This is a genomic window from Cyanobium sp. LEGE 06143, assembly GCF_015207535.1.
Classification (GTDB): Bacteria; Cyanobacteriota; Cyanobacteriia; order PCC-6307; family Cyanobiaceae; genus NIES-981.
In genome coordinates this window covers 1-2797 of sequence record NZ_JADEWP010000249.1, presented here as the reverse complement: position 1 = coordinate 2797, position 2797 = coordinate 1, and the positions used below count along the sequence as shown (strand labels likewise).

2 protein-coding genes and 1 pseudogene are annotated in these 2797 nt (G+C 65.9%); 2 read left to right on the top strand and 1 reads right to left on the bottom strand.

Annotation, left to right across the window (positions count from 1 at the left end):
• Positions 1 to 849 (bottom strand): annotated as a pseudogene (locus IQ216_RS13045) (hypothetical protein); the annotation flags it as partial.
• A gap of 172 nt (positions 850 to 1021) precedes the next feature.
• On the opposite strand from IQ216_RS13045, the gene IQ216_RS13040 reads away from it, so the two are divergent.
• Both IQ216_RS13040 and IQ216_RS13035 read left to right on the top strand, forming a co-directional pair.
• Positions 1022 to 1747: a hypothetical protein gene (locus IQ216_RS13040; protein WP_193815813.1), complete on the top strand. Its 726-nt coding sequence runs from the start codon at positions 1022 to 1024 to the stop codon at positions 1745 to 1747.
• Between the two features lie 27 nt (positions 1748 to 1774).
• A partial coding sequence (locus tag IQ216_RS13035) for a hypothetical protein (RefSeq protein ID WP_193815812.1) occupies positions 1775 to 2797 on the top strand: 1023 nt, incomplete at its 3' end.

Below are 2797 nucleotides of genomic sequence, written 5' to 3'. Positions count from 1 at the left end.
GCCCTGCTGCCCCTGACGTCCAAGCTCCCGAGGCTGCGCCCACGACACCGCCTGCAACCAGGCAGCCGCCTTGGGAAGCGGTGCCCCCCCCAGGAGGCCCGGCAGGCTCAGCAGCGACACCTGGGCTCCCCGCCAGGTCGGCGCATCGCCACCCGTCTTGCCCCGGACCACCGGCCGGGGCTCCAGGTGGGCCAGCCCCTGACGGAGCAGTTCCACCAGACAGGGCTCCACCTCCAGCACCAGGGGTGCGGCAGCCTCACCGCGCCTCTGCACAAGGGGACCCAGCCAGCGCACGTGCTGCAGGGTGTCGCCCAGCCCCTGCTCACTCCACACCAGCAGCGGTCCCCGCCAGCCCTCCGGCTCGCCCCGCCAGGCCGTGGCCGGATCCCGCCATGGCTTCAGCCCGGCCAGATCCCAGCGGCTCTCGGCCAGGGCGTAGCCCTCGGTGTAGCGCTCCAGCCCGATCAGCAACTGGCTGTGGTTCCAGGCCGTGATCGCCTCAGCCGCCAGGCCGCGACTGCGGGCATAGGCCCGATCCGCCGCCTCGAAGGCCTGGCGGTCGCAGTGCACATTTCCGAGCCCTCGGTACACAACCGGGTCGTCGGGCGCCAGCTGCACGGCCCGCTGATAGGCCGCCAGGGCCTGCATCGGCCGATCGGCGATCCACAGGGCGTTGCCGCGATTGGCCGCAAGACGGTGATCCTGGGGCGCAAGAATTTGGGAGGCTGCGTAGCCCTCCGCAAGCGCCAGCCAGTCGTCAGCGCTACGCGCCAACGTCTCGCTGCGCACCAACGCCGCGAGCTGGGCCGAGAACGTCCCGCCTGGTTCCGGTTCGCGCAAATCCTGCATGGCTCAAACGATGCGCAAATGCACAAATACCTCTCCCTAGAAAGTATCGAGTCGAACAGAAAACGCAGCAAACCCAGTGCCAGCAAAGGAGTAGACACTTTGCAAATTGCACATGGCTTGGTCAATCCTGCGCGTTTCTGGTAATGTGTAAGCAATAGGCCTAACTGTAACCATGTCTCAAACGCTCGCCTTTGGCCAGGGCGGATTCACTCTATCTGCCAGTACAGAAACGGGCGATCAGAAGCTCGAAGGTTTTGAGCGCAGGGGGAGAATTCAGTTTTTCAACAATGACGGTAGCCCCATTGTTGGTCTTAACCTCGATGGCAGTGCTGGGGGCGAGTCCGTCAGGCTCCGCACAGGAAGTCCATCCGAGGGCAGAGGATCACGGAAAGATGTTGTTTCCCGCAGGCTCGACGCCGATCTCGGCGGCGGCGACGATACCCTGGTGATCGGTGGAATCTCCAGAAAGGCTTCCGTCGACCTGGGTGAAGGCGATGACAGGCTCGTCAGTCAGGGCGACTTCAAACGCTCCAACCTTGATGCCGGCACAGGCGACGATGTACTCCGGTTCAAGGGTGTTCAGAACTCAATCATTGACTCAGGCGATGGGGACGATCGTCTCGTCTTCGGCAACGTGGCTAAGTCCAGGATCAACACCGGCAATGGCGCCGACACAGTCCGCTTCAGGGGCGACGTACGCGATACCAACCTGAACCTCGGTGGCAGAGATGGGGATCGCGATGTTGTTAGGCTCTCGGATGATGCCGACATCAGAGGCCTACGCATCCGCGGTGCCGATGACAACGATGTCCTCTTCATCGGCTCCTCCAAGTACGAGTACGACGGAGGCCGCAACTGGGTCAACGTCGACGACGCCGACGACAACGTCAGGTTCTGACCCCTGACCTGAAGCTCAGCTGCGCCTGTGGCCGTCGCCCCCAGCACCATGCTCGATCCTGTGCAGCGGGCCGCTGGGGTAAGAGCGGCCCTCGAGCGCCAGGAGGTGGCGTCTGCCAGCCAGCTGCTCCTGCAATGGCTGCGCGATTGGGCCACCTCCCTGCCCGAAAGGCCGGGCCGCGCGCTGCTGCGCCAGCCTGAGCTCTGGGCCTGCCTGGCCGACGTGGTGGTGCTCAGTGGCGATCACGGCCCGATCGAGCGCCTCTGGTGCCTGCTCGATCGTCTGCCGCCTCCCCCGCCGTCCGAGGGCCTCAGCAGCCTGCCCCTGCTGGGGGTGCCGATCCTCAACCGCCCCGATCTGCTCGAGCGGTTGCTGGAGAGTCTCGATCACCCGGTGGCCACCCTGGCCATTGTTGACAACAGCGCCGCCGCTGCAGGCCCCAGCGCAGTGTCGGCCCAGCTCGAGGCGATCCGTGAGCGGGGCCATCCCCTGGTGGATCGGATCCACATCGCCCGGCCCTTCTCCAATCTGGGCGTGGCGGCCAGCTGGAACCTGATCCTCTCCAGTTTTCCCGAGGCCTCCACCCTGCTGCTGGCCAACAACGACATGCAATTCGCTCCGGGCGTGCTGCAGGCAGCCCTGAACCGGATCGATCCAGGCCGCGCCCAGTTTCTGCCGCTGCTGCCCCCGCCCCACGGCTTCAGCGCCTTCCTGCTCACGGCCTTCTGCTGGGATCGGCTGGGCCTCTTCGATGCCAACTTTCACCCCGCTTACTGCGAGGACCTCGACTACCGCGACCGCCTCCAGGCCAGCGCCGGCGCCGAGGAACTGGACGGCAGCTTCGCCCACCCCGCCATGATCGCCCTCAACCAGACCCACAGCGCCACCATTGCCAGTGACCCGCAACTGAGGCACTACAACGGGATCAGCTACGAGCTCAACCGCCTCTGGTACCTCAGTGAACGGCGCCTCCGCCGCGACCCCCGGGGCAGCTGGCGCCGGCTCTGGCTGGCCCAGTGGAGTGACGACCTTCCCCCACAGCCCCCAGAC